The sequence below is a fragment of the Thiofilum sp. genome (genome assembly GCF_016711335.1).
Classification (GTDB): domain Bacteria; phylum Pseudomonadota; class Gammaproteobacteria; order Thiotrichales; family Thiotrichaceae; genus Thiofilum.
Genome location: NZ_JADJTF010000001.1, coordinates 1,982,871 through 2,003,078 on the forward strand (window position 1 = coordinate 1,982,871; position 20,208 = coordinate 2,003,078).

General features: G+C 44.2%; 17 protein-coding genes and 2 tRNA genes. 13 read left to right on the forward strand and 6 right to left on the reverse strand.

The features are described 5' to 3' along the window. Positions 1-196 precede the first annotated feature (196 nt). Both IPL34_RS09400 and IPL34_RS09405 read right to left on the reverse strand, forming a co-directional pair. The gene (locus tag IPL34_RS09400) at positions 197-937 is read right to left on the reverse strand and encodes a hypothetical protein (protein WP_296841077.1); all 741 of its coding nucleotides are present in this window, start codon (positions 935-937) and stop codon (positions 197-199) included. A gap of 180 nt (positions 938-1,117) precedes the next feature. Further along, positions 1,118-2,197 carry a hypothetical protein gene (locus IPL34_RS09405; RefSeq protein ID WP_296841079.1) on the reverse strand — a complete coding sequence of 360 codons (1,080 nt, stop codon included), beginning with the start codon at positions 2,195-2,197 and terminating at the stop codon, positions 1,118-1,120. 183 nt (positions 2,198-2,380) lie between these two features. Here IPL34_RS09405 and IPL34_RS09410 point away from each other — a divergent pair, with 183 nt between their 5' ends. Beyond that, complete coding sequence (locus IPL34_RS09410) at positions 2,381-3,178, forward strand: NAD-dependent protein deacetylase (protein WP_296841082.1); 798 nt, start codon at positions 2,381-2,383, stop codon at positions 3,176-3,178. Positions 3,179-3,184: 6 nt separating this feature from the next. On the opposite strand, the gene IPL34_RS09415 is transcribed toward IPL34_RS09410, so the two are convergent. Beyond that, positions 3,185-3,757 (reverse strand): hypothetical protein, encoded by a 573-nt coding sequence (locus tag IPL34_RS09415; protein ID WP_296841084.1) that lies wholly within the window; start codon positions 3,755-3,757, stop codon positions 3,185-3,187. Positions 3,758-3,987: 230 nt separating this feature from the next. On the opposite strand from IPL34_RS09415, the gene IPL34_RS09420 reads away from it, so the two are divergent. The 4 genes from IPL34_RS09420 (at position 3,988) to IPL34_RS09435 (ending at position 9,211) form a co-directional block, all read left to right on the forward strand. Further along, a complete protein-coding gene (locus IPL34_RS09420; protein ID WP_296841086.1) occupies positions 3,988-5,202 on the forward strand; it encodes a hypothetical protein in 1,215 nt (404 codons plus the stop codon). A gap of 34 nt (positions 5,203-5,236) precedes the next feature. Further along, positions 5,237-6,037, forward strand: a complete 801-nt coding sequence (locus IPL34_RS09425) for a mechanosensitive ion channel domain-containing protein (RefSeq protein ID WP_296841090.1) — start codon at positions 5,237-5,239, stop codon at positions 6,035-6,037. Positions 6,038-6,301: 264 nt separating this feature from the next. Continuing rightward, positions 6,302-6,943, forward strand: a complete 642-nt coding sequence (rnt, locus tag IPL34_RS09430; protein WP_296841092.1) for a ribonuclease T — start codon at positions 6,302-6,304, stop codon at positions 6,941-6,943. 216 nt (positions 6,944-7,159) lie between these two features. Next, the gene (locus tag IPL34_RS09435; protein ID WP_296841095.1) at positions 7,160-9,211 is read left to right on the forward strand and encodes a DEAD/DEAH box helicase; all 2,052 of its coding nucleotides are present in this window, start codon (positions 7,160-7,162) and stop codon (positions 9,209-9,211) included. Here the strand turns inward: IPL34_RS09435 and IPL34_RS09440 are convergent. Continuing rightward, positions 9,201-9,944, reverse strand: coding sequence for a metal-dependent hydrolase (locus IPL34_RS09440; RefSeq protein ID WP_296841097.1), 744 nt, complete (start codon positions 9,942-9,944; stop codon positions 9,201-9,203). The two genes, IPL34_RS09435 and IPL34_RS09440, sit on opposite strands and share 11 nt — an antisense overlap. A 2-nt stretch (positions 9,945-9,946) precedes the next feature. After that, entirely contained in the window at positions 9,947-10,852 is a 906-nt protein-coding gene (lepB, locus tag IPL34_RS09445) for a signal peptidase I (RefSeq protein ID WP_296841100.1), read from the reverse strand. A 214-nt stretch (positions 10,853-11,066) separates the two neighbouring features. Here lepB and IPL34_RS09450 point away from each other — a divergent pair, with 214 nt between their 5' ends. From IPL34_RS09450 to IPL34_RS09485, 8 genes are all read left to right on the forward strand, one after another. Further along, on the forward strand, positions 11,067-13,325 hold the full coding sequence (locus tag IPL34_RS09450) for a KR domain-containing protein (protein ID WP_296841103.1): 2,259 nt from the start codon (positions 11,067-11,069) through the stop codon (positions 13,323-13,325). A gap of 109 nt (positions 13,326-13,434) precedes the next feature. Further along, positions 13,435-14,496 (forward strand): recombinase RecA, encoded by a 1,062-nt coding sequence (gene recA / locus IPL34_RS09455; protein WP_296841107.1) that lies wholly within the window; start codon positions 13,435-13,437, stop codon positions 14,494-14,496. A gap of 30 nt (positions 14,497-14,526) precedes the next feature. After that, on the forward strand, positions 14,527-15,006 hold the full coding sequence (locus IPL34_RS09460; RefSeq protein ID WP_296841110.1) for a regulatory protein RecX: 480 nt from the start codon (positions 14,527-14,529) through the stop codon (positions 15,004-15,006). Then, positions 14,993-17,614, forward strand: a complete 2,622-nt coding sequence (gene alaS / locus IPL34_RS09465) for an alanine--tRNA ligase (protein ID WP_296841113.1) — start codon at positions 14,993-14,995, stop codon at positions 17,612-17,614. The genes IPL34_RS09460 and alaS overlap by 14 nt, the downstream gene beginning before the upstream one ends. 52 nt (positions 17,615-17,666) lie before the next feature. Beyond that, positions 17,667-18,887, forward strand: coding sequence for an aspartate kinase (locus IPL34_RS09470; protein WP_296841116.1), 1,221 nt, complete (start codon positions 17,667-17,669; stop codon positions 18,885-18,887). A gap of 295 nt (positions 18,888-19,182) precedes the next feature. Further along, on the forward strand, positions 19,183-19,380 hold the full coding sequence (gene csrA, locus IPL34_RS09475) for a carbon storage regulator CsrA (protein WP_296841119.1): 198 nt from the start codon (positions 19,183-19,185) through the stop codon (positions 19,378-19,380). Positions 19,381-19,459: 79 nt separating this feature from the next. After that, a tRNA-Ser gene (locus tag IPL34_RS09480) sits at positions 19,460-19,552 on the forward strand. 78 nt (positions 19,553-19,630) lie between these two features. Further along, a tRNA-Arg gene (locus IPL34_RS09485) sits at positions 19,631-19,707 on the forward strand. Between the two features lie 184 nt (positions 19,708-19,891). Here IPL34_RS09485 and IPL34_RS09490 read toward each other — a convergent pair. Then, positions 19,892-20,197 (reverse strand): YhbY family RNA-binding protein, encoded by a 306-nt coding sequence (locus tag IPL34_RS09490; protein WP_296841122.1) that lies wholly within the window; start codon positions 20,195-20,197, stop codon positions 19,892-19,894. Between the last annotated feature and the right edge of the window lie 11 nt (positions 20,198-20,208).

Genomic DNA, 20,208 nt, shown 5'->3' on the forward strand with positions numbered 1-20,208 from the left:
CTGTGTGGTAACTAGAGAGTAAAACATAGGAGCGGTGGACTTTCACCATCTCCATGACAAACATGCTAAATCAATAAGTTAGTGGTTTTGTCGTGTACAGAGGTGTATTAGGCTCAATGTCTGCGCAAATCCATAGCTAAGAATTTGGCACGAAAGGGTAGACACTTAGGTCTACCCCTACAGTACGGATAGGTTTTTAAGGCTTGCAATAATCAGCAGTGGTTTTAACCGATTTCACTTCTACCTTTGCGCCTTTATTAATCACAAACTCACTAAAGCCAATCGGATTATTCGGCTTACCCCAATCATAGGTATAACCTAAACGCGTCCAAGGATAGCCTTTGTCACCATACGAACTATCCTTAAGCGAGTTAAACCACTTAATATAGGCGGGGCTTAAGGTGTAATTGCGATTAGGGGGGCGGAACTCTAGTTCGGCTACCGTATCAGTGATTTCAGGATCAGGCGCGGGGCGGAATAAATCAACCGGATTCACCCAAAACTCAACAAATTTAGTCTTATTACCATCGGGCGGTAAGCCTAATGCCTGCTTGAGACGTAGATCAACATTCGCTATACCTTTACAAAAGTTTTGCAATTCCGGTACAGCAGTTACCCAGACTTCACGCGTGATCGGAATGGTTTTGCCTATGTCTTTATCGTAACCATCGTAGTTAGTCCACGTCACCATCAGCACTTTATCGGGCGTTTTAGCCGCCTTTTTCCAAGTGATTGCTGAGTTATACGGGGTGATAGCAATCAAATTAGAACTAATGCGTGCAGGGTCACTACGTGCAGCATCTTTGACCGCTTTCAGATAAGCCGTTTGTAGATTAGCCGCATCCGTAGAGGTGTCTGTAGGTGGGGTGGTGGCACAAGCGCTAAGTAATCCAGCCAATAGCAGTATACTACTGGTTTTCAAGTAGTTATTGAGCATATAAAACCTTTGAGGTCAGAGGGTTACAGGAAGATTCGCAAGTTGCTGATGAAATAGTAACCTATAACCAACTGAATGCAAGGCTAAAATGCAGCTAATGAGGCTGCAAGTGCAGTGAGGGCAAGCTTAGTGCTGTAGGCTAAGCCCGATAGAGCTTAGCCACCGAGGAATGTTAAGTGCTTATTTAAAAGGGTATTTAGTACTGAATAGACTGGTTTCAGGTTCTGAAAGTGCTTTTTTGAGATTGGCTTGTTTTTCTAATAGCTCCGCTTCCATCAGCAGAGTATCTAAATCATCTTGCAGCGATTTACCACTTAACACCTCTTCATCTAAATCAAATGAGCTAGGAGGATTCAGCATAAAATCCAAATGCTTAGCTTGAGAACTAATGTCTGTAGTACCAAACTTATTAAAATCTAATTTTTCGATAGGAGTGTCATTGATGGGGGTTTTTGGCTCTATCTTAAGCAGTGCTTCTAGCTCTGGTAAGGTGCTCTCACTAAGTGGTTGGGCTTCAACCTCGGCTACAGTTGGCTCCTCAACCGTTTCATCCATCGTTGCAACATAGGCTGCTTCTGGCGCATCTTCACTGGTGGTGTCATCAACTACAAGGTCAGTGCTAACGTTTTCGCTTTCCTCTAGTGTGGCTGGAGCTGTTGCGCTTGCGACATTAGGAGCAGTAGTGCCTGTGTCTGTCTCAACACTGTCAGCAGTGGCTGAAGCCTCAGCGACTGAAGTTTCAGTGACCTGACTTTCAGCGACTGGAGTCTCAGTGACTGGAGTGGCTGGTGTTAATGCACTTACCGGCAGATCAAGTGCCGCCGCAATTTTTTGTAAGCGCGAACGCACCTGCTTTTCTTGCTCAAAATCATTAAGTAGTAGCTCTAATTCATACACATAATGCACGCGAGCATTAAGGAGCTGGCCGCGTGTGAGCAAGGGTTGGATTAAGTCCAATGCGGCTTTAGTATTTTTTTGGCTGATATGATCACTAATCGTATCAATCGAGGTCACTAAGGTCTGGCAGTCTTGTTGTACGGCAGTAGCACGGGCTTGTTCGAGTGTGGCGGGCGAATCGGCTGCTTCTACCTCCCCCTCAGAAGCAGGTGCAACTAGGGAATTAATGTCTTGTTTAAATTGTTGAATTCTAGTTTGGCGCTCCAGAATACTGTGGGTATTTGCTCTAGATTGTGCCATTAAGTCATTAATAGCCTGCTCAATCGAGGCTTGGAGTTGTTGTGAGTAGGTTGGATTAAACATAGTTGCCCCTAAGCTCAAGTAGTTATAATAGTGTTATAGCGAGTGAGGTATACCTTACATAGTTTGGGTATCATACGGGTTGCAAATTAATTAAGTATTAATGTTAGCTTTTGGCTTTAGTTTATTAGAATACACGATCACTTTTAAGTGATTATTTAGTTAGCAGTAGTTAAAGGAATAGCGTTGATTTTAAATCACTTTATCACCAAACATCCTAAATGGGTGGTGCTCACTGGAGCGGGAGTGAGTCTATCGTCGGGCATTCCGACTTATCGAGATGAAAAAGGTGAGTGGCAACGCTCAAAACCTATTCAACATCAAGAGTTTATTCAAAGTGCCTATGTACGTCGGCGCTATTGGGCAAGATCGTTATTAGGTTGGTCGACAGTGGCTTTAGCCGAACCCAACCCTGCACATTTTGCCTTAGCGGAATTAGAGCGGCGGGGTCAGATTGAGCTATTAATCAGCCAAAATGTTGATAATTTGCATCAGCGAGCCGGTAGTCAAAAGGTGGTAGATCTACATGGTAATCTGAGCCGTGTAGTATGTTTAAGTTGTGGCACATTAAGCAGTCGAGCTGAGTTACAAAAAATTATGTATGAAGCCAATCCCCATTTTGCAGAGTTAGTGGCTGAGACTCGCCCCGATGGTGATGCTAATGTGGAAGGTGAGATTATCGAGCAATTTAAGCCCCCTTATTGCGCGGTTTGTGGTGGAGATTTAATGCCCGACGTGGTGTTTTTCGGTGGCACTGTTCCTAGCGCAAGGGTTGAGACCTGTATGCAGGCATTAGAACAAGCGGATGCTTTAGTGGTGATCGGTAGTTCGCTTAAGGTCTATTCCGGTTATCGTTTTTGTGTCAAGGCAAAGGAGCTGAATAAGCCTATTGCCTTAATTAATCCGGGCTGGACGCGAGCCGATGACTTAGCACAATTAAAAATTACTGAACCTTGTGCGGCAGTATTAGAGTCACTGCTTTAAGCATTTTTAAGCATTAGAGTTACTGGTGCGGTTTTTAGGTAAAAGTACGGTTTTAGGCTGTTCAGTCAGTAGTACAGCCGCTTCGTTTTCTTTAGCGAGGCGCTGTTTTTCGTGGCGCATACGTAATACATAGCCGCCTGCTGTACCGCCTGCGGTTGCCAACAGCATAACCCCCAAAGTCAAGAACTGAGTCATTAATAAAAAAGCACCAAAACTGGCTACTCCTGCGACCGCTACCCCAACTTTAAAATTAGCTCTAGCAGAACTGCGAGTTAGCTCACGACTCATTTCTTTAGTGATCTCTTTTTGAGTATCTTTAACAGCACGGGTTTTGGCGCGTTCAGCATTAACTCTTAGACGCTCACGTTCCTCAGCGTGTTGCTCTTTGAGGCGCATAATTTCATCTTTATGATGATGTCCCTCTACCGCATTAAACCAAAAAGCAGTAAGAACACCGACGACTAACATGGGAAGCAGTACCCGTAACCATTCCCACCCCTGAGGATTGGCTGGAGTGAGGAGTACCAGTGCTACAGTTACGATTTGTAATAATAAAATGCCGGGTAGAAATTTAAGCACACTGTAATCCTTATTTTGAGCAATAGTATTAGAAGCCTAATGATAAAACTTAACTCAGTCATTGAGCAGGTAAGCTTAAAAGATCTAGTGTTTAAAGCGCCTAAACCATGTTAAGGTGACCACTCATTTTAAGTCAATCCAGTCGTATTCGTCACAAGGTTTTTACTCCTAGCCTAGTAGAACAGAGTGTAGATTGACAGAGCTTAGCTATCCCTTGGGTAATCAGCAAGATGAGTCAATTAGACCCCAACTCACCCCCTTTATGGGATTATGTTTATTATACTGACTATCAGGTTCCTTCCGCTGCCGTGCTGCAACATGTCAATACGTGGGTATCCGTACTGAAGCGCTTAACGACCCCCTTTAAGCTGCATGATAGCTCACGCTTTGAGGAGGATACTCCCCTTGAAGCTTTGCCCACAGCAGAGCTAGAGCGTTTAGTTCCTGCCATTGATTGGAATAATGCCAGCCATACTTTACAGTGTCGTATTACTGACTGGTTAGCCAACCCCAACGAGCGTTCAGTCGTGGTGGTGGTATTACCACCCTTTATTGAGCAGCAAACTTTGCTGAGCGCTTGGGCTAGTCAACAGGGTTGGGATATTATTCAGCCGCCTAGCCCTGAGCAGATTCTTGCAGGCGATTTATCATGGCTGGAGCAATTAAAAGCTAATCAGAAACCTTGGGTTTTGCCCGCTTTAGAAGATTGTTATTTGCGGCATCCACAAGGATTAAAATTAGTCCGGCATTTTCTAAATGCTGCCTATTCAGGTGATTATGGTCAGGGATTAATAGGCTGTGATAGCTGGGCGTGGATGTTTTTACGCTATGTATGGCAGGGACGCACGCCGATTACCTTGACCTTGCAAGCCTTTGATGCGGCTAAGATCACTCACTATCTCGAACACTCTTTTAAACAACAGCACTTAAAATTGCGCGAGGCTAAAACCCAACAATGGGTGATTAAGCCCTCTACAAAAACCAATGCTGAAACCGAGCAAGAAGATAAAGAAGAAGATAAGGTCAGTGCTTTTTTGGCTCATCTGACGGCTTATAGTCGTGGCAATATCGGGGTTGCTTTGTCCCTACTACGTTGTAGTTTACGCGATGAACCCGATCAAAGTGATACGAGCGTAGAGGCACATGATGATACCTTTTGGGTACAGCCGTGGTTTGAGTTGCAATGGCCTACATTGCCCACTAATGCTAGTCATGCTGAGGCGATGATTTTACATACCTTACTCTTACATGCGGGGCTGGATTTTAAATTACTCACCCAGCTAGTGCCGCTACCACCGACCCAGATTAGCTCTATTTTAGTGCTATTAGAGCAATATGACTTAGTGCAAAGGACTGCTAAAGAGTTTTGGTATGTAACACCACAAGGTTATCCGCAGATTAGATTATTTTTGCAGAATTTAAATTATGCCGTGGATACCTTTTAATAGCCAAGGATTATCTTAAGGCGAGGTGATTAAGTTGAGTGAAAAAAGCCTATTGCAAAAACTAACCTTAGAAAATATAGCGATTGCACTGCTTATTATATTAATAGCGTGGGCAATTATTAAAGTCAGTCAGTATGTTATTCATTACTTAGCTCAGAAGGTTTCTAATCGTTGGCGTTTACGCTTTTTAAGTGCCTTACCTATTATTCGCTTGGTTGTTATTATTGAGGCTTTAGTCCTTATTATTCCTAAGTTTATTACTCCCACGGTTGAAAATGTAATGGCAATGTTAGGCGCCTTAGCGGTTGCGATTGGGTTTGCATTTAAAGATTATGTGAGTAGTTTGATCGCAGGTCTTGTGACATTGTATGAAAGACCGTATCGCCCCGGCGATTGGATAGCCCTAGATGGGCATTATGGTGAGGTGACACGAGTCAATACGCGCTCCGTTGAGTTAGTCACGCAAGATGATAATTTGATCATTATTCCACACCAAAAAATCTGGACTGATAGTATTGTGAATGCCAATGGCAGTACAAATACGGTGATGTGTACCGCTAATTTTTATCTCCATCCCGATCACGATGGCGCGTTAGTCTATCAGACTCTCTATGATGTAGCGCTCACCAGTGCATTATTGCGTTTAGATCTGCCTATTAAAGTAGTGGTTAAAGAACACGCTTGGGGAACGGAATATGCATTGCGCGGCTATGTATTGGATTTATGTCAACAAGGTGCTTTCATTACTGATTTAACCCTGAGGGGTAAAAGTGCTTTACGCTCATTAGGTATACAGTTTGCTGCCATTGAACCAGAGCCTGAGACAGCCCATTAGATTATAAATTAATCATTTCAAGCTAGTCGCGCTGATTTTGCAGAGTAAAATAGTAAAAATTGAGTATTTATTGTTGCACTTGCAACAAAGTCAGGCATACACTTGCATCCATTGATACAGGCTCCCTTGGTATAAAGGCTAATTATTGGCTATGAGAATAGTAATAGTGTCTATTTGGTCTTTAGTTCACAAATACATAATTAAAAGTTTAAAAATAAAAGTCATACTATTTATTTTTAACTTTATCCGGTAAGCTTTTGCGCCATGACTTCAGAAATAGATATTGTACCCATTGGTGGTCGTTTTCGCGGTTTTTTACCCATTGTAGTGGATGTAGAAACTGGCGGCTTCGATAATCGCCGTGATGCCTTGCTTGAATTAGCAATGGTTGTTTTGCGTATCGACGAAAAAGGTGAATTACGTCGCTATCGTACTTATAACTGGCATATTGAGCCTTTCCCTAATGCTAATTTGGACCCTAAATCATTAGAAGTAAACGGTATTAAGCCTTTTAGTCCTTTACGTTTAGCCGTGCCTGAAGAACAAGCTATGGAAGAGTTTTTTCGCCTAGTACGTAAAGAAGTCAAACTCAATCAATGCAATCGAGCTATTTTGGTGGGGCATAATGCGCCTTTTGATCTCGGTTTTGTGCAATCAGCCGCGCATCGTGTAGATAGTAAGCGCAATCCTTTCCATCCCTTTAGTACGCTAGATACCGTGACATTAGGTGCGGTAATGTATGGGCAAACCGTATTAGCTCGCATTGCACAGGCGGCGGGCATGGGGTGGGACGCTTCACAGGCGCATTCTGCGGTGTATGATGTCGAAAAAACGGCTGATTTATTTTGCCATTTTGTCAATACTTGGCGCACCTTAGATGCTGCTTTTAAAGCAGTACAATCTTAAGGGTATTTAGTTCGTTCCAGTGTAGTAGTCATTAACTTATTTAAGCCATTTAAGGGTTATTGAGTTTATTATTCTTGCACTGCACAATAAGTTGTGTCATATGCTTGCAATCAAGACGGAAATGCACGTAGAGTATGCCACCCGACTTAATTACCAGCATGGGACACCTCCTGTTGCTAGTCCCTAATCTAATTTGCTTTTGCAGGCACACGTTACATGTCAGATATTTTACCTACCAATGACCAACCCATCACGTTTGAGCAGTTTGAGCTAGCCCCCGCGATTTTAACCGCGATTAAAGAAGTGGGTTATGAAACTCCTTCAGCGATTCAAGCTGCCAGTATTCCGCCGTTGTTAGCGGGACGTGATTTATTAGGTCAAGCCCAAACGGGCACGGGAAAAACGGCAGCTTTTGCTTTGCCGTTATTGAGCCGGATTGATCCGCGCTCTAGTCAAACACAATTATTAGTCTTAACGCCGACACGCGAGTTGGCGATACAAGTTTCTGAGGCCATGCAGAAGTATGGTCATCATTTAGAAGATTTTCATATCCTCCCCATTTACGGTGGGCAGGGGATGGGCACGCAATTACGTATGCTCAAACGCGGTGTACAAGTGGTAGTAGGGACTCCCGGACGTATCCTAGATCACTTATCGCGCGGTACTTTGGATTTATCGCATTTAAAAGCACTGGTACTCGATGAAGCCGACGAAATGTTACGTATGGGCTTTATTGATGATGTGGATGAGATCTTAAAGCATACGCCCGAAACGCGCCAAGTAGCGTTATTCTCGGCGACCATGCCAGAGCAAATTCGCCGTATTGCCTTAAAGCATCTCCATGATCCCGAAGAAATTAAAATTGCGGCTAAGACCACTACAGTGGAGGCAATTAGCCAACACTACTGGATCGTGCGTGGGATTAATAAGTTAGATGCGTTAACGCGTATTCTAGAGGTGACTGATTTTGACGGCATGATTATTTTCGTGCGTACCAAGATTAGTACTGAAGAGCTAGCAGATCGTTTAGCAGCACGCGGTTTTGCCAGTGCCGCCTTAAATGGCGATATGAATCAGCAACAACGCGAAAAAACCGTCGAAAATTTACGTCAGGGCAAACTGGATATTTTAATTGCTACCGATGTGGCGGCTCGTGGTTTAGATGTACCACGCATTAGCCATGTGGTGAATTATGATATTCCGCACGACATTGAGTCGTATGTGCATCGGATTGGTCGTACCGGACGTGCAGGACGTAAAGGTGAGGCGATTTTATTCGTAGCCCCGCGTGAAACGCGTATGTTGCGTGCTATTGAACAAGCCACCCGCCAAAAAGTAACGCTGATGCAGTTACCGACTAAGAGTGAGATTGTTGATCGTCGCATTGAGCAATTTAAAAAGTCTTTAATAGAAATGACCCAAGCAGAAGGCTTAGATTTCTTTAAAGAATTACTCAGTAACGTGGCCGAAGAAACGAGCTTATCTCATGAGGATTTAGCCGCCGCTTTAGCTTACTGGGTGCAAAAAGAGCAACCACTCCAGCCCGATATTCAAGATATTCCCGCCGAGCCAGAGCGTCGTGAACGCGAACGTGGTCGTGCTGAGCGTGGTGACCGTTTTGAGCGCGGTGGTGATAGAGGGGAACGCTTTGAACGTAGTGAGCGGGGCGAGCGTTCCGACCGTGATGATCGTTTTGAGCGTAGTAGCCGAGCGCGTACCCCTTCAGCCGATATGGTGCGTTACCGTATTGAAGTAGGTCGTGAGCATGGTGTCCAGCCTAAGCATATCGTGGGTGCTATTGCGAATGAGCTAGATATGGATAGTCAGAATATTCAAAATCTTGATATTCGTAATACCTTTAGCTTGGTAGACCTACCTCAAGGCTTAAGTAAAGATGCGTTTATGCATCTGAAAAAAGTACGTGTTTGCGGGCGTAAGCTGGAGATTACTGCTGATGCGGGAGCACCAGCTAGTCGTGGTTCTTCTGGCACAGGTCGGCGTTTTGAAGAGCGCGGTGATCGTCCTGAGCGTGAACGCGGCAGTTTTGAAGGTCGTGAACGTAGCGGTGATCGCCCGGAACGCGAGCGTGGCAGCTTTGAAAGTCGTGAGCGCTCTGAACGTGACAGCCGCAGTGAACGCTTTGAGCGTAGTGATCGTCCTGAGCGTGGAAGCTTTGAAGGGCGCGAACGTAGTAGCCGTCCTAAAGAGCGCACAGGTGAGCGTCGTGTGAGTGGCGATGCTCCACGCAAACGTCGTTTTAACGATTAGTTTTTAAGTCGTTATTGTTAGTCGTTGGGGCCTGTATTTCTTGAGGAAGAAAACGTGCCCCAATGATTTGATAGGTTTCCCGACTTATCAAGGTATCCCAGAATTGTTGCGCACTCGGTGTGCTATACCACGCTAATGCAGTAGCGATAATCATTATGCCGGACTTAAGCGGTTTGTTGCGGTCTAGTAGCTTTAAGGCAGTGCCAAAAGAGCGCTTAATACGTCGATTAGAAAAGTCCACGCTATACAGTTCATCTAATACTAAGTGTAAAATAAAGCCTAAAAATACAAATAGGCCTAGTAACCACGCCACAAAAGCATTCTTACCTAACCAATAATGGGCAACAGAGGTAACGACGAAGGTAGCAAATAACGCTGCTATGAGCGAATGAATCGAACCACGGTGTGTGGTGTATTGATGAAATACTACCCAAACTGGATAACGAATCGCGGTAAACACACACAAGCCCACAAACCACATTTCTAAAATAGACAGATCCCGATCCATCGTAAAAATGACCGCAAATGCCATCGCAATGCCCAAGAGCGAAAACATGATGCTACTCGGATAAGAATGTTGCAGATCAACATCCGGTAAAATGCCCCCTAATGTACCTAGAAAGGCTAGAAATAGTGCTTCATTAGGCGTCACAAAACCTACTTGTAAACATAAGACTGAAAGTAAACCAGACGCGGCCGCCGCATAGGAAATGTGTGTGGTAAAGTTTGCCATCGTTATTGAATCCTATGTCCAATCCGTTCCCAATTCAGTTGGCGCTCTTTCAGATTAATCGACATCCAAATTAAATCCGCTTTACCTACCACATCGCGCAAAGGCACTGTGCCAAAAAAACGTGAGTCATTACTAGAGGAGCGATTATCACCTAGTACAAACACTTGCCCAGCAGGGACTTTAAAATTGACTTGCGGGGGAAGGTTGGGTTTATCGCGCCACACTACAGTCCAACTATGAGTGTCAAATTGCTCTTCGATGGTGAGTGTTTGTCCAGTGCTATCAGCATTTAAGGTTTTGAGTAGACTTTTATTATTAATACTAATATCGGCATTTTTAATTACCACTTGATCCCCAGGCAGGGCAATCACGCGCTTAATAAAAAATTGAGTACGATCATTAGGATAGATAAAAATGACTACATCGCCACGTGCTACTTTAGTTTGGCAACCGCCGCAGTTATAGCGTTTATTAGCAAACAACATATCACCTGCGTAGATATTAGGTTCCATGCTTTCTGAGGGGACGCGAAACGACTCTACATAATAGTGGCGCACATAAAATTTAGTGAGTGGAATTAACACTACATAAGCAATGACTAAAAGTCCGAGATAAACGCCGCTATTTTGCCAACTATATTCAAACGTAGCACCACGCCACGCCACCCAACCAGCGCCCAATACGGCATACAGCCATAACACTAACATGGCTAACACCCAGAGTAATAAACCATCCATGCGTATATCAGGATTCATAAAGTGGATAATGCCTACAAAAGCAGCCGGAAACAGAAAAATATAAATCAGCATTAGGTAAATAGCTTTGGTGAGTTGACCGTTATACCACTGACCTAAGCCCGGTAAAAAGGCTGATAACAGCATGGCACTTAAAGGATGTGTTTTAGTCATGACTGATTGGATTGATTATTATCATGCGTTGTTTGAAGTGTAGGCGGTTGTACTCTTTATCGAGTAAATCGTCAATCTCATTGCGCTGATCAGATCATCCTACCTCCAGTCTGTAAGTTCATAGGTTATAGCATAGCTTTATGAATTAAAATTATTTATGAGATTTATAAGTAAATATAAGCCACCACCTTAATTTAGATGCAGGTTAATACTTATGTATGCCACTCAGTCCACCCGCTCAACACAGGATAATTCATCGATGTATTACCGTTTACAAGCTATTCCTTGTGTTAAACCTGTGCTTACACCCGCCCATTTAGCGCGTGCTCAACTCATGATTGTATGTGAGCGTGAAGATATTGAGTTAGGGCAAGTATTATCAGGCAAATTAAAAGGTAGCGCTCTTAAAGTGAGTGCAGTGTCTTATAAAACATTACGTATTCAACCTTTATTTCTCCGCGAATCTCAGCCGCAGATGGTGCTAGTGGTATTACCGCGTTTATTGACGGTAGGAGCAGAGGAAACAGAAATACGCCAAGCCGTGACCCGCCTCTATACCTTATTGAATAGTTTGCAACATTATCAGCCAGAACGTTTATTAGTCGCGCAATTTAGTGATGGTCAATTTGGTTTAGATCCCAGTAGCACTCAACATTTGGAGCAGGTGGGCTGGCGCAGTGTATTAGCCCAATGGTCTACTCAATACCCACATAGCAAGGCTACTCTGATTGATTGTGATAGTACTACCGCCTTAGGTACATGGGGTGATTTAGTACTCAGTACTCTACAAGCTCCGCAATCTTTCCAGACCCTCGCTAAACGCCACGATGCGTATTATCAACTGAGTCCCCTGCACCATGAGTTACCTAAAGCACCACCAGCTTTGCCGCTTAGACCCTCATCAGTATTAATGGTATTAGGGGTGCAATCGCCCTTGGTCACTATTTATGCGGCAACCCTTGCTCAACAAACCGGAGTTAGTTTGGCGCTGGTAGGACGGGATGCCTTAGCTAACAATGTCACCATGCAGCGTGTGTTACATCACTGTCAGCAAGCCGGTGTAAAAGTGCAGTATTATGCTTGTGATGTAACGCGTGAAGCGGCGGTCTTAGCAACAGTACAGCAGATTGAGCAGGATTATGCCGCTCCTATTGAGGGTGTGATTTATGGCGCTTTAAGTGCTAATGAAGCCAGTCCTAATCCCACACAGACCACCGATCAAATCTTAAGTGTGGTGTATCTCACGCAACATCTGCCTCAATTAGTGTGGTGGTTATCCATCGTACCGGCGAGTGCGTTATTGGGTACTAAACAGGACTATTGGTCGGGCTATACGTTTGAGTTAATCAATACCTATCTGCTAAATCAGCAAAAAACACGGGCAGATTTACGCGTGCAATTGGTAGGTATGGAGGATATACCGATTAATAAGGGGGTTGCTGCCTTACTGCCTTTAGCTTATGGGCAAAGCGTCAATACTTTATTCATCGGAGAGTATAAACAAGCACCCGTTTGGGGCGCAGTAGTTGATAATAATCAGCCTGAGCCTGAGCCTGAGCCTGAGCCTGAGCCTGAGCCTGAATTAGTATTGGAGTCGAAAGATCAGGCGCAGAACAATGACTCTTTAGATACGACAGATACGAAGATCAATACAGCAAATCTGTTGCCAGCTAATAATGAGCTGCCTAGTGCACCAGCACCAGCACCAGCAGCAGCTACAGAGGAGTTCAAGGGTGTAGAGCAACCTAATGTTATTGTTGATCAGATGAAGGGAAGCAAGGATGCAGTTAGTGAGGTGGTGAGCTTAGTGCAGGAGGGTAGTGTGCTAATACACGCTGCTCCGGTAGTCGTTGCTGATCCAGTAGTGAGTAGTCTACCTGAAGTGCTAGTTGAATCAGTTTCTACACCTCCAGAACCTGTGTTTGATGCACCCAGCCCTAGAGTAGCTGTAGCTAGTGTCGCTCATGAGACTCAAGTTCAGACAAGTACCCAGACCGAGCCTAGGGTCTTAGAACCAGCAACTACAGCACCTAATCCTGATCAACCCTCTAGCGAGCCTGCTCCTATATGGTTGGAGCGCAATTTTACTCATCAAGCGTTGCCCACAACAGACTATTTAACCATTCATGAATTTGGGCGTTGGCAAGCCGAGTTGAGTCTGGAGACTTTACGACCGATAGTGGCAGGTATTTTAAATGCAGAACTGCGAATTTTAACTAATCACGTCGACTGTTTAGATCTTTTAATGGATGGTCATCAACAGACCACTACCCGCGTGTATATTGATGACTTCACCACGAACCGCTTGGTACTCAAGTATGAGCATTGGGGCAAACAGACTTCAGGTGCGTACTATCAAGCGGCTCAAGGAAACGTCATTTTAGGGTATGGAGTGCGCTGTTTAGAACGTTGGTTAGAGCTGCCCTTTCCAGTAGAAATGGTGGAAAAAATCCGAGGTTTTTTAAATAGTTAAATAAGTATCGAATGACCTTTTATTAAGGTGTTTTTGTGTGCTTATTAACCCTAAGTATGCGATAATTAACCCTCTTAAATTCGCTTAAACAATAGCAGGAGTCATCTGCATGGATGAGAACAAAAAGAAAGCATTAGCCGCCGCTTTAGGTCAAATTGAACGCCAATTTGGTAAGGGCGCGGTGATGCGCATGGGGGATAATAGTGCTGCACGCGATGTCGAAGTGATTTCAACGGGATCGATTACTTTAGACGTGGCATTAGGCATTGGTGGGCTACCACGCGGTCGTATTGTGGAGATTTTTGGCCCTGAATCCTCCGGTAAAACCACTTTAGCTTTACAGGTGATTGCTGAGTGCCAAAAGAAAGGTGGTACAGCGGCTTTCGTAGATGCTGAGCATGCACTCGACCCCATTTATGCACAAAAATTGGGTGTAAATGTCGATGATCTTTTGGTATCTCAACCGGATACGGGAGAGCAAGCCTTAGAAATTACCGATATGTTGGTACGTTCTAATGCAGTGGATATTGTGATTGTTGACTCGGTAGCTGCCTTAACCCCTAAAGCTGAAATTGAAGGTGATATGGGTGATTCTCATATGGGTTTGCAAGCTCGTCTAATGTCACAAGCCTTACGTAAACTCACAGGCAATATCAAACGCTCTAATACTTTGGTGATTTTCATCAACCAGATTCGGATGAAAATTGGCGTGATGTTTGGTAGCCCTGAAACCACTACGGGCGGTAATGCACTCAAGTTTTATGCTTCAGTACGGATGGATATTCGTCGTATTGGTGCGATTAAAAAGGGCGATGAAATTATCGGTAATGAAACGCGCGTTAAGGTCGTTAAAAACAAAATGGCGCCCCCTTTCAAGGAGGCCGAATTTGAGATTTTATACGGCGAAGGGGTTTCTAAGTTAGGTGAGTTGATTGAGCTAGGTGTCAAGCAAGGCTATGTTGCTAAAGCGGGTGCTTGGTATAGTTATAAAGGTGAAAAGATTGGTCAAGGTAAGGATAATGCCCGCCAATACTTAAAAGATCATGCAGAACTCGCCGCAGAGATTGAACAATCAGTGCGGAATGATTTACTCTCCAAAGCCGTAAGTTCGAGTGGCTCAGGCGAGGAAAGTTTTGACCACGATGATGAGGATGTCTTGGTTGAGGATTAATCTTCAACCACGTTCCTAAGAGAACGCCCCATGACTGCACAAAGTGATACTGTTTACCGCCGTGCTTACCACACGGCGGTAAATTTATTAGCGGTACGTGATCATTCAAGTGTTGAATTAACACGTAAATTACGGCAACGTTATGCCGATTTAACTACGGACGACTTAGAGCGGGTTTTTGCTGAGCTAGAGCGCAGTGGTTATTTAAGTAATGAGCGCTTTGCGCAAAGTTACGCTCGTTCTTTGGTAAACCGAGGACAAGGGCCATTAAAGATTTTATACGGGTTACGCGAAAAAGGTATTCCTGATGAGTTAGCTAAAGCAGCGCTCGTTCAAGTAGAAACCGATGAAGCCATTGATTGGACTCAAGTAGCTTCTGAGTTGCGTGCTCGAAAGTTTGGAGAGCATCTCCCCAACGATTTTAAGGAACGCGCTCGCCAGTCACGATTTTTGGCGGGGCGTGGTTTTAATTTAGATTCAATAAATGCGGTTTTCCATGAAAAGTGCTGAGGTAAGACAGAAGTTTCTAAGCTTCTTTGCGGATAGGGGACATACCATTGTACCTTCTAGTTCATTGGTTCCGGGTAATGATCCTACATTACTGTTTACCAATTCGGGAATGGTGCAGTTTAAGGATGTATTTTTAGGCATTGATAAGCGTCCTTATTCGCGTGCCACGACGGCACAGCGTTGTGTTCGCGCAGGTGGCAAGCACAATGACTTGGAAAATGTTGGCTATACCGCACGTCATCACACCTTCTTTGAGATGTTAGGTAATTTTAGCTTTGGTGATTATTTCAAGCGTGATGCGATTCATTATGCATGGGATTTTTTAACCAATGTGATTCAGTTACCTAAAGCTAAATTATGGGTGACGGTTTATGCCGAAGACCAAGAGGCTTATGACATTTGGGTGAATGAAATCGGCGTAGACCCACAACGTATTTCACGCATCGGTGATAATAAGGGTTCACGTTACGCTTCCGATAACTTCTGGCAAATGGGTGATACTGGACCTTGTGGCCCTTGTACCGAAATTTTCTATGATCACGGCGAACATATTTGGGGTGGCCCTCCAGGTTCACCAGAGGAGGATGGTGATCGCTATATTGAAATCTGGAATGTGGTTTTCATGCAGTTCGAGCGTTCTGCTGATGGCGTAATGACACCACTACCTAAGCCCTCAGTGGATACGGGGATGGGGCTAGAGCGTCTATGTGCCATTTTGCAGGGTGTACATAGCAACTATGAAATCGATACCTTCCAAGCACTGATTGGTAAAATTGCTGCATTAGCAGGTATGACAACCGACCTAGACAATCCGTCTTTACGAGTCATTGCTGATCATATTCGTTCTTGTTCCTTTATGATTGTCGATGGCGTATTGCCGGATAATGAAGGGCGTGGCTATGTTTTACGCCGTATTATTCGTCGTGCCATTCGTCATGGTCATAAATTAGGATTAGATACCTTATTCTTCTATAAAATTGTCTCTACTCTAGTGGAGCAAATGGGGCAAGCCTATCCCGAACTAGCTAAAGCTCAAACACAAGTAGAAGCTGTGCTTAAACGTGAAGAAGAGCTATTCGCTAAAACCTTAGCTAATGGTATGCGCTTGATTAGTGAGGCAATTGAGGGTTTAAAAGCGGGCGATACTATTGATGGTGAAACCGCGTTTAGACTCTATGATACCTATGGCTTCCCGCTAGATTTGACCGCTGATATTGCACGCGAACGTGAGCTTAAAGTAGATGAGGCTGGTTTTGAACGTGCTTTAGACGAGCAACGGAATAAATCACGCGAAGCGGGTAAGTTTAAAGTCGATATGGCGGGTAAGTTGGATGTCAGTGGCGCTACTGATTTTCATGGCTATGATGAGTTAGCCGAGCCAGCTACTATTGTTGCCTTATTCCATGAGGGCAATGCGGTTCAACAATTGAATGCAGGTCAGCACGGTCAGATTGTTCTGAGTAATACGCCCTTTTATGCTGAGTCCGGTGGTCAAATTGGTGACCAAGGCTATTTGCGCTTAGGTGCAAGCGCTTTCAAAGTACACGATACGCAAAAGCAGGGTAGTACCTTTATTCATGACGGTGTATTGGAATCGGGTAACCTATCACTAGGCGATACGGTACAAGCTGAAGTCGATCAAGAGCGCCGTCAAGCCATTATTCTCAATCACTCGGCTACCCATTTAATGCATGCAGCATTACGTCAAGTACTGGGTACTCATGTCGAGCAAAAAGGCTCATTGGTAACGGCCGAACACTTACGTTTTGACTTCTCACAACCTGAACCTGTCACGGCTGCTCAAATCGCTGAGGTTGAAGCGCTTGTTAATAGCGAAATTCGCCGCAATAAGGCTACCTCTGCTCAGGTGATGAGTATGGAAAAAGCGCTGGAAGCGGGGGCGATGGCGCTATTTGGCGAGAAATACGGCTCGGAAGTGCGTGTGCTGCAAATTGGTTTTTCTACTGAGCTTTGTGGTGGCTGTCACGTCAATCGCACAGGTGATATTGGCTTGTTTAAAATCGTGAGCGAAAGCGGTGTCGCGGCGGGAATTCGTCGTATTGAGGCAGTAACCGGTGCTAATGCGCTTGCTTGGCTCAATGATACCGTAAACCGTCTTGATCAAGTGGCACGCCTATTAAAATCTTCTAGTAATGATGTTCCTGAGAAAGCGGAAGCATTGGTGGCTAAAAACCGCACCCTAGAAAAAGAGCTGGATCAATTAAAAGGTAAATTAGCTTCACAAGCCGGTAATAGCCTGATAGATCAAGCCGAGGTGGTAGGTGATCTCAAGGTACTAGCGGTGAATTTGGGTGATGTTGACTCCAAAGCACTGATGGATACTTTAGACCAGCTTAAAAATAAATTAGGTAAAGCAGCGATTGTATTAGCTTCTGTACAAGGCGGTAAGGTTGGCTTGATTGCAGGTGTTACGGCAGGCGAGACTAAGCTGATTAAAGCAGGTGATTTAGTCAATCATGTTGCTAGCCAAGTGGGTGGTAAAGGCGGCGGTCGTCCAGACATGGCGCGTGCTGGTGGCACTAATCCAGCAGCTTTAGAACAAGCATTAGCTTCGGTAAAAGCATGGGTTGCCGCACAACTCGGATAGAATTTTGCATTAAAACGCTATGGTGACATAGCACAAGGGTAGGTGTAGTTAAATGGCATTAATCGTGCAGAAGTATGGTGGTACTTCGGTAGGTAGTCCCGAACGTATAGCCGCAGTAGCGGATCGGGTGATTAAATGGCGTCAGCAAGGCCATGATGTAGTCGTAGTGGTATCGGCTATGTCGGGGGAGACTAATCGCTTAGTAGGGCTTATTAATGCGGTGAATTCTCGTGGTTCTGAGCGTGAGAAAGACGTGATCTTGGCAACGGGAGAGCAGGTAACGATTGGTCTTTTGGCTTTAGCTTTAGAGCAAAAAGGTCAACCTGCGCGTTCTTATACCGGTGCTCAAGTACGTATTCTAACCGACAATGCCCATTCTAAAGCACGAATTATGGCGATTGATGATGTACCGATGCGTCGTGATTTAGCTGAGGGTAAGGTAGTAGTCGTAGCAGGTTTCCAAGGCGTCACTGAAGATGGCAGTGTAACGACTTTAGGTCGTGGCGGATCTGATACTACAGGTGTGGCGTTGGCAGTGGCTTTAAAGGCGGATGAATGCCAGATTTACACAGACGTGGATGGGGTTTATACCACAGATCCACGTATTGAACATAAAGCTCGTCATATCCCGCGTTTAACTTTGGAAGAAATGTTGGAAATGGCGAGTCAAGGCTCTAAAGTCTTACAGATTCGTTCAGTTGAGTTTGCTTATAAATATGATATGCCCATCAGAGTATTGTCTAGCTTTGATGATGAGAATGGTAAAAGTACCTTAGTGACGCGTGAGGAAGAGGTCATGGAACAAGTTTTAGTTCGCGGTATTGCGTTTAATCGTGATGAAGCTCAATTGACTATACGCGGTGTTCCTGATCGCCCCGGTATCGCACATAGCATTTTAGGCCCTATTTCAGATGCTAATATTGAAGTCGATATGATCGTGCAGAATGTAGGTTCGGATGGTTCTACCGATTTTACCTTCACCGTGCATAAAAACGACTACGATAAAGCCTTTGGTATATTACGCCAATTAGCTGATCGTATGGGGGCTAAAGAGTGTAAGGGTGATGATACGATTGCCAAAGTCTCTATTGTCGGAGCAGGAATGCGTTCTCATGCTGGCGTGGCTAGCAAAATGTTTGCAGCCTTAGGTAAAGAAGGTATTAACATTCGTATGATCTCAACCTCTGAAATTAAGGTTGCGGTCGTTATTGATGAGAAATACTTAGAGTTAGCAGTACGCGTGCTCCATGATGCATTTGGCTTAGCAGGTTAAATCGCTGTCCTCTACGTCATACATTAATTTGCTTAAAAAAGCCCGTGTATTTGCTAGAAACACGGGCTTTTTTATTGGCTTTATCTCATTGATCATAATCATAAATACGCCTTGATAAATAAGACTGTTGTTTTTTGTCACTTAATGGTAAAAATGCAACATTGATTGTGAAAAGTTCAGGTTAAGTTCAGTCATTTTGTGTGATTGTTGGTCATGCTGTGCTGGCGGCTGGATAGTTCACCCAAGTTGTTGACTTTAGTGGGCATAATAATACAGCGATATGGAGATTTGCGTTATGTTGATACTGACTCGGAGGGTTGGAGAGACTCTCATGATTGGGGATGAGGTAAGCGTTACGGTATTGGGAGTTAAGGGTAATCAGGTTCGTCTGGGTATCAATGCGCCAAAAGATGTAGCGGTTCATCGTGAAGAAATTTATGAACGTATCCGTCACGAGAAAACTGATCCTATTTTAGTGAACGAAGAAAATTAAAAATCAAAAAAATAGTAATAAAAAGCTTTACATTGGGAGTTTTATCACTATAATTCCGTGCTTCAAATAGTTGCATACTGGAGAGATGGCCGAGTGGTCGAAGGCACTCCCCTGCTAAGGGAGCATAGGGCCAAAATCTCTATCGAGGGTTCGAATCCCTCTCTCTCCGCCACTAGCAAATAGTCAAAAAAATAACTAATATTTGATTGACCTCAGCTAAGTAAATATGCATAATATGCACCTTCTCAGAGCGTCCGTAGCTCAGTTGGATAGAGTACCTGGCTACGAACCAGGTGGTCGGAGGTTCGAATCCTTCCGGACGCGCCAATTTATTCGATAAAAAGCTGTAAGCAAAAACTTACAGCTTTTTTTTTATCTATTGTTTAGGCTTAACTACGGCAAACTTACTGGTGCAAGCCAAGCGACAAAATCACTCTATTGTCGCTTGTAGCTCTAGAACAATCAGCAGAAGCTAAGTGGAGTAGACTACCTCAATTTGAGTAAACTGATTTTATTCAATGAACTCAGCTTTTAATAAGTCAGGGTGCTCTTTATTACGGCGATATAAGACGGCGACATTCCCCACGCGTTGAATTAACAGAGCTTGTGAGTGTGCTAATATTTCTTCAATCAGTTCATCGCGTAATTCACGATCACCCACACTGAGTTTTACTTTAATGAGTTGATGATGATCTAGGGCAATATTAATTTCTTCCAAGGTCGTGGGTTTTAAACCGTGTTGTCCAATCAATACCACCGGATTTAGGGCATGAGCGAGAGTACGCAAGCGTTTTTTCTGAGTTTCTTTTAGTTCCATGATAGTTTTCC

Excerpts from the sequence above, each read along its gene's own strand:
- csrA (WP_296841119.1), top strand. The coding sequence starts at position 19,183 with ATGTTGATACTGACTCGGAGGGTTGGAGAGACTCTCATGATTGGGGAT.
- lepB (WP_296841100.1), bottom strand. The coding sequence starts at position 10,852 with ATGACTAAAACACATCCTTTAAGTGCCATGCTGTTATCAGCCTTTTTA.
- IPL34_RS09420 (WP_296841086.1), top strand. The coding sequence starts at position 3,988 with ATGAGTCAATTAGACCCCAACTCACCCCCTTTATGGGATTATGTTTAT.
- IPL34_RS09405 (WP_296841079.1), bottom strand. The coding sequence starts at position 2,197 with ATGTTTAATCCAACCTACTCACAACAACTCCAAGCCTCGATTGAGCAG.
- alaS (WP_296841113.1), top strand. The coding sequence starts at position 14,993 with ATGAAAAGTGCTGAGGTAAGACAGAAGTTTCTAAGCTTCTTTGCGGAT.
- IPL34_RS09400 (WP_296841077.1), bottom strand. The coding sequence starts at position 937 with ATGCTCAATAACTACTTGAAAACCAGTAGTATACTGCTATTGGCTGGA.
- IPL34_RS09470 (WP_296841116.1), top strand. The coding sequence starts at position 17,667 with ATGGCATTAATCGTGCAGAAGTATGGTGGTACTTCGGTAGGTAGTCCC.
- rnt (WP_296841092.1), top strand. The coding sequence starts at position 6,302 with ATGACTTCAGAAATAGATATTGTACCCATTGGTGGTCGTTTTCGCGGT.
- IPL34_RS09435 (WP_296841095.1), top strand. The coding sequence starts at position 7,160 with ATGTCAGATATTTTACCTACCAATGACCAACCCATCACGTTTGAGCAG.
- IPL34_RS09460 (WP_296841110.1), top strand. The coding sequence starts at position 14,527 with ATGACTGCACAAAGTGATACTGTTTACCGCCGTGCTTACCACACGGCG.
- recA (WP_296841107.1), top strand. The coding sequence starts at position 13,435 with ATGGATGAGAACAAAAAGAAAGCATTAGCCGCCGCTTTAGGTCAAATT.
- IPL34_RS09490 (WP_296841122.1), bottom strand. The coding sequence starts at position 20,197 with ATGGAACTAAAAGAAACTCAGAAAAAACGCTTGCGTACTCTCGCTCAT.
- IPL34_RS09450 (WP_296841103.1), top strand. The coding sequence starts at position 11,067 with ATGTATGCCACTCAGTCCACCCGCTCAACACAGGATAATTCATCGATG.
- IPL34_RS09440 (WP_296841097.1), bottom strand. The coding sequence starts at position 9,944 with ATGGCAAACTTTACCACACACATTTCCTATGCGGCGGCCGCGTCTGGT.